Genomic DNA, 6,112 nt, shown 5'->3' with positions numbered 1-6,112 from the left:
CCGATACCCTTACGATGATAGACTATCTGGAGTCGTTCAGGAACCGATACGGCATCCGGAGCGATGAAATTGTGGCCGACAGCGGGTATGGCTCCGAAGAGAACTATGAGTACATGCTTCGCAACGGCATGACCCCCTATGTCAAGTACAATATGTTCCATGTCGAGCAACGGCGGAAATATCGCAACGATCCGTTCCGAGTGTCAAACCTGTTCTACAATCAGCAGGAAGACTTTTATGTATGTCCGATGGGGCAGAGAATGAGGTTCATGCGTCAGGAAAAACGCCATACCGCCAGCGGTTATGAGCAGACCGTAAGCATATACAGAGCGACACGCTGCGAGGGCTGCCCGTTGCGCGGCCAATGCCATAAGTCAAAAGGCAACAGGCAGATAGAGGTCAATCACACACTCAATGAATATAAAGCCATTGCAAGAGATCTTCTGACAAGCGAACAAGGCCTGAGGCATAGGAGCAACCGCCCGATAGAACCGGAGGCAGTGTTCGGACAAATCAAGGAATGCGGCAAGTTCAGACGGCTTCGCCTGCGTGGACTGAGCGGGGCTAAAATAGAGTTCGGCCTGAAAGCCCTCGCCCATAATCTGAGGAAACTTGCCCTCGCAAGGGCCAAATCTTCGTCTGGACGTCCGTTGTCGCCTCAAAACACGCCTCAAACAAACCTCTCAAAGCTCAATATTGGATTTTGGTGCAGATTTAACAGCAATCGCCCCATCGCTGCCTGATTTTTAGTAATACGTCACAAAAAAAGAGACCATCTAACTTTTGATTGTTAGACAGTCTCTTCTATCATCATTCCATGACTGTCTTGCAGTCGATACTATTCTACATTTTTTGATTGCAGCATTATAGATGGTAAGAATATCGGATTATAATTAATCCACATTCTTTAGAGTATATTTGGTGCTGCCTAAACCTATTTGCGCTGCATAGGGAAGGATATGAGTGCCGTGGCGACTGTTGATGCGTTCGATTAATGGTGCGGAATTATCACCTTCTGTTGATGCGTGATTAAATACCATGTCAATGCAGGCTTGGTCAAGAGCCACAGGGTCAAGACTTGCGGCGATACCCATATCTTTCAATTCCGGAGCAGCCGGATGACCATCACAGTCACAGTCTACCGAAAGATTATTCAATACGTTGATATACACTATCCTCGGCTTTCCGACAGCATCCTTACTATTCATGTAGTTATGCACGCCCTGTGCGGCAGCTGCCATACTTTCAAGAAAATGATCCTGAGGAATCTCGTTAATGTTTCCCCACATTTTTGATGCATCATCAGTGCGTCCGGCAGTATGTATATATGCCTTTCCGGCAGTTGACGCCACACCGATAGACGAATTTTTCAACACGCCTCCGAAGCCTCCCATTGCATGACCTTTGAAATGAGCGAGATTGATCATGAAATCATAATCGGCAAGATGGTCGCCAACTATGTCATATTTGATATGCGTGGTGTCGGATACGGGAATCTGCATCTGTCCGAACTCGTCCATAAGATCAACTTTGGCAATCTTGTCGAAGCCGTGGTCTCGGATGGTCTCCCAATGCTTTGCCGGATCCTGTCGTGTCCCGCCGTATGCAGTGCAACACTCCACGATAGTGCCATCTACCTTTTTCACAAGCTTGCCTATCAAATCCGGTTTAAGATAATGGGTATTGCCGCCCTCCCCAGTGCTGATTTTCACAGCCACATTACCGTTAGGTTCCACTCCGACAGCCTTAAATATCTCTACGAGTGATTCAGGCGAAATCTCCTTAGTGAAATAGACAGTAGGGAGAGCGTCAGACTCCTGCTTCCCTGTATTGGATGCATTTGCCTTTTCTGCATTACCTGCCAACATACTGATGAATGTAAGGGCAACAGCTATTTTCTTATTCATGTCTGTATAGTTTATTTAATTGATTTCCCCATTTCGTATGCTTGATTCATGTAAGGGGTGTCGCGTATTTCACCTTTGTCATACACGCCTTTGCCACGAATCACGCCCATCTCCTTCGACCCCTCAAAACATGCGGCAAGTCCGCGAAAACATTCGAGGGTGCAGTCCATCGTGTGCTCTTCATCCTCGGCGGCAGTCATGATGTAATAGAATTCCTTATCCTTAAATTCCAACCATCTTGCCACTGTGCGGTCAATCACGGCTTTCATCTGGGCATCTACCGAATAGAAATATACCGGCGATGCAAGCACAAGCACATCGGCAGCAAGCATCTTCTGAAGCACTTCTGCCATATCATCCTTTATGCAGCATTCACCATTATGGTGCTTACAGTAGTAGCAGGCCCGGCAATAACCGATCTTTTTGGCAGGAATCCAGATTTTTTCCACATTGTTTTCGGCATCAGTAGCTCCGCGTATGAACTCATCACAAAGCAGATCGGAATTGCCACATTTTCGGGGACTTCCCGAAAGAATCAACACCTTTTTCATTATTTTATATTGTTTTTAATATGATTATCGATCGTGTCCATATTGCATTTTTCGGAATATGTTGGGCATATCTGAAGGGTTCATCGGACACATATCCACGAGGTCGAGGTTCTTGACCATGTGGAGGGTCCCTTGTTTATATGTCTGAAACCAAGGTGTGGTTATGTGATGGCGGTATGCGTCCATATCGCGGTATATTTCAAGGATGCGCACTTTGCAATCATCACGTTTCTGCACCATAGGATAGATGCAGACCACCCCCTCCTCATTAGCAACTGAGTTAGCTCCGACAGTCAAAGCCGCTTTCATGTATTCGTCAAGATATTCCGGAAATACATCGATTTCAGAAATACGCACGAGCATGGAATCGATGTTTTCAACCGCTTTCACCGGTTGCTGATATGGCAGATTGAAGAGCTTGGAGGCATTCCCGGCAAAGAACATCTCCTTGTACTGCGATAGTCGTTGACTTTCGGCGATAGCCTCTTCAAGTCGGCGTTTCCCTGCGACAAGAACTTGCGTCGGTTGATACGGATAATCCGAACCATACATTATATGGTCGGGTGTGGTTATTGTCAGCATCGACTCTATCGCTTCAACTGACGGCGCACCGGCAAGGTCGTAATAGAACGATGTAAGGTTTGCATCAAAGTCCACCGGTTGCATCAAACCTTTTGCTGTCATCGCCGGGAGCACCGCCTTCATGCGAGGAATAGCCAACGGCAGAAACGACCCGCAGTGAGGAATCACCCATTTGATGTTTGGATAACGTGCCGGAACATTACGCGCTATCATATTGATGACGGCGCGTGTTGTTTCCGCAGGATACTCATAGATTGCCAGCGGAGCCGTTGCGATAATACTGTCATTTACAGGCACAGGCTTATGTGGGTGGATTATCACCACGGCATTGCGCTCGTTGAGCATCGCCATCAATGGATCAAGCGACTCGTCGCCAAGATATTGCCCACGACTGTTTGTGGCAAGTTTCACCCCGATTGCTCCAAGGTTGTCGAGGGCGTATGCCGCTTCTTCCATAGCCAAATCCACATCCGGAAGCGGCAGAGCCGCAACGAATCTGAAACGGTCGGGGTGCTGTCGGCATATCTCTGCGGTCTGTTCGTTATACCGACGGATAATATCCCGACATTCCTCGGCATTGCCAAAGTAAGGCTGTGGGGCGGGCATTGAAAGCACCGAAGTCTTTATGCCAGCTGAATCCATAAACGCAATGTGGTCGTTAACGTCCCATGCCGGAAGTGGGAAAGTCTCATCCAATGCAGCCCCGTGTACGTCAAGAGCTTTCACGAAATCAGGCAAAATGTCGTGGCAATGTACATCCACCGCATTTTGCGACAATGCAGTGGATGATATAGCTAAAGCCGTCATGAGATTAACTATTCTTTTCATCTTTCAGCTGTTTGCCAAAATCCGTGCAGTGACCTATAACATCTCCGGTACGCAGGTAGCGGTATGTCGGAAACTCGAACAACACGGGCTTGATTCTAATTAACACTGCAAAAATACATTGAAAAAATGATAATAGTGTTGTTTTACGGCTCAAAAATTGTTATCGTATGGCTCAATATCCCATATTATATAAAATAATAGATGAAAAGCGGGATTGATTTCAAGTTCCTCGTCAGGTGTAACAAACTCAGAATATAGCTCTATTAATTAGAGTGAGTAATTTTATTCAGTCATATCAATAATATCGGTCTGCAAGTCCTTACCCCATAGATATTTGGGAAACTTCTTACACCTTACCGCCACCATTATCTTGTCGAAAGGTATCGGTTTGCAAGGATAAGCACTCGGAAGTATCTGAAAATCATCCTCCCTTTTCAGAGCGGATATTATCATTTGCTCCAAGTTATACTCATCCTCCTTTCCCTCAAAGTCAGTCGGAATACAGTCGGCATTGTCAAACATCAGACCATCGTATGCAAATCCTCCGTCAATAATACGTTCTGTCATCCATTTTCCGATAAGGTGAAAATCCTGTTCCGTAATATTTGACAGGTCAAAGTATTTTGTACTTATCCCCTCAAATTTAAGGTCACACAACGGAAATTCATTCTTTGGGTCAATGATTAGCACTGACACAACTCTGCTTTTGAAGCTGTGTTCAAACCAAAACTTATTTTCCATATATCGGTCGAAGCCCGCTTCGTTGTTGTGATCTAACAAACTCATATCGTTTACTTTTTTTTCAATGGGTTAATAGCTGATGGGATATAACAAAATGCCGTCTGATATTTAATTTGTCACCGTCTTATTCCTTTGCATCCTTATCTGCCTTATCCAATTTATGGATAAATTTGATAAGGTTCGGTGCAATTTGGCGGTTATTCCATTTGGGGTCAATCTCAAAACCGAAATGCGCCGCACATTCGCGCAGTCCCTGCATCCCATTACCTTTCCCGTATGTACGGATTAGCGAGATGCTGTTGTTTGGCTCTCTTGTAATCTCATAGTCGCCGATTACGCCTTTGCGCTCTCCGTTGCAGAACGTATCGAGAATTTTCTTTCCGAGATATTGTGTGTTGCTGCAAGTTGGGGGGATTGGCTCTCCATTGGAGTTTTCACGCCAAATCTTTTCAAGTTCCTTTCGGGTATCCCTTTGTATAAACAGCCGTTCAATCTTTGATGAGTTGTCAGTGTACAGCGTTATAATGTATCCATCTCTTGATGCGCTATCTTTGTATTCCTTTTCTGCCATAGTCTTTTGGTATTATACGGTTTTTATTCGGTTTAGACTTATGACAAATCCCCAATAAGGCAGAAAATGAAAAAGGTCGCTCCCTATAAACTTCTCTCTCATTGGGTAGATAGGCTCTGGAAAATGCCTTGCAGTCACAATAAGAAAAAGTAGGTTGCGCCCTGCTCGGGTACATTCCCACTCTTCGACTTATCATTTGGACTACGTTTGTTAAATTTTCCAGATTTACCAACACCAAATAACTTGTCTACAAGTCGTTATTGTATGTGTTTTATACGGTTTTCTGTTTCGTATTTTCGGTTTTTAGATTAACTTAGTCCAAAGTTACTACAAATTACCGAACCGACAAAACATTTTTAGAGAAAATCGACAAAATATTTTCGCAATCTATTTTTTGTAACATCTTATCAGTCAATACAAATAACATATATACCAAAACAGCATACTATATTTAATCCGATGACCGACTTTTTTCAAAAAAGTTTTCCTACGGGCTTCACATTGATAAAATCCAATCCGCTATCCCGAATAATTCTGTCTTGTTCCTCTTTTTATTTTTATTTGAACGACTTGGGAATTATCATCTTGAAAAGCCTTGCGATTGCCTTTTGTCGCCATGTCATATTTTGCAAACCGTTTGCAATAAGTTTGGCGTAACTTTGCACTCAGAAAAAACTTATAATCATATTAAAATGAGCAAGACATTTAAGATTGAGGTCGATTGCGCGAACTGCGCAAACCTTGTGGAAGATGCAGCCAAGAAGGTTGCCGGTGTGAAAGGACTTACAATCTCTTTCATGACCCAGAAAATGAAAGTGGAATTTGAAGAAGGTGTCGAAAAGGATGCTGTGATGGCTGAAGTGCTGAAAGTAGCCAAGAAAGTGGAGCCTGATTTTGAGATTCTCTGACAAACAATAGAGTGGCAGCCTGAC

General features: G+C 44.3%; 7 protein-coding genes. 2 read left to right on the top strand and 5 right to left on the bottom strand.

The annotated features are described in order from the left end of the window. Positions 1-743, top strand: a 743-nt coding sequence (locus tag E5331_RS11690; protein ID WP_168355218.1) for a transposase, incomplete at its 5' end; no start/stop codon positions are given. Between the two features lie 150 nt (positions 744-893). Here E5331_RS11690 and E5331_RS11685 read toward each other — a convergent pair. The 5 genes from E5331_RS11685 to E5331_RS11660 all read right to left on the bottom strand — a co-directional run bounded on the left by E5331_RS11685 (position 894) and on the right by E5331_RS11660 (position 5,180). Further along, positions 894-1,907: a DUF362 domain-containing protein gene (locus tag E5331_RS11685; RefSeq protein WP_123484765.1), complete on the bottom strand. Its 1,014-nt coding sequence runs from the start codon at positions 1,905-1,907 to the stop codon at positions 894-896. Between the two features lie 11 nt (positions 1,908-1,918). After that, on the bottom strand, positions 1,919-2,458 hold the full coding sequence (locus E5331_RS11680; protein ID WP_123484764.1) for a flavodoxin family protein: 540 nt from the start codon (positions 2,456-2,458) through the stop codon (positions 1,919-1,921). A gap of 24 nt (positions 2,459-2,482) precedes the next feature. Further along, the gene (locus E5331_RS20730; protein WP_123484763.1) at positions 2,483-3,868 is read right to left on the bottom strand and encodes an amidohydrolase family protein; all 1,386 of its coding nucleotides are present in this window, start codon (positions 3,866-3,868) and stop codon (positions 2,483-2,485) included. Positions 3,869-4,150: 282 nt separating this feature from the next. Next, positions 4,151-4,654, bottom strand: a complete 504-nt coding sequence (locus E5331_RS11665; RefSeq protein WP_123484762.1) for a hypothetical protein — start codon at positions 4,652-4,654, stop codon at positions 4,151-4,153. 79 nt (positions 4,655-4,733) lie between these two features. Next, positions 4,734-5,180: a hypothetical protein gene (locus E5331_RS11660; protein WP_123484761.1), complete on the bottom strand. Its 447-nt coding sequence runs from the start codon at positions 5,178-5,180 to the stop codon at positions 4,734-4,736. Positions 5,181-5,872: 692 nt separating this feature from the next. Here E5331_RS11660 and E5331_RS11655 point away from each other — a divergent pair. After that, positions 5,873-6,088 carry a cation transporter gene (locus E5331_RS11655; RefSeq protein WP_123484760.1) on the top strand — a complete coding sequence of 72 codons (216 nt, stop codon included), beginning with the start codon at positions 5,873-5,875 and terminating at the stop codon, positions 6,086-6,088. Positions 6,089-6,112: the final 24 nt, after the last annotated feature.

This window comes from Lepagella muris (assembly GCF_004793975.1).
In the GTDB taxonomy this organism is placed as follows: Bacteria; Bacteroidota; Bacteroidia; order Bacteroidales; family Muribaculaceae; genus Lepagella; species Lepagella muris.
Note: the sequence above shows the minus strand (reverse complement) of the source record. Positions and strands in the feature narration are given on the sequence as shown.

Bases quoted from the DNA above. Each gene is read 5' to 3' on its own strand.
- E5331_RS11685 (WP_123484765.1), bottom strand. From the start codon at position 1,907: ATGAATAAGAAAATAGCTGTTGCCCTTACATTCATCAGTATGTTGGCA.
- E5331_RS11680 (WP_123484764.1), bottom strand. From the start codon at position 2,458: ATGAAAAAGGTGTTGATTCTTTCGGGAAGTCCCCGAAAATGTGGCAAT.
- E5331_RS20730 (WP_123484763.1), bottom strand. From the start codon at position 3,868: ATGAAAAGAATAGTTAATCTCATGACGGCTTTAGCTATATCATCCACT.
- E5331_RS11665 (WP_123484762.1), bottom strand. From the start codon at position 4,654: ATGAGTTTGTTAGATCACAACAACGAAGCGGGCTTCGACCGATATATG.
- E5331_RS11660 (WP_123484761.1), bottom strand. From the start codon at position 5,180: ATGGCAGAAAAGGAATACAAAGATAGCGCATCAAGAGATGGATACATT.
- E5331_RS11655 (WP_123484760.1), top strand. From the start codon at position 5,873: ATGAGCAAGACATTTAAGATTGAGGTCGATTGCGCGAACTGCGCAAAC.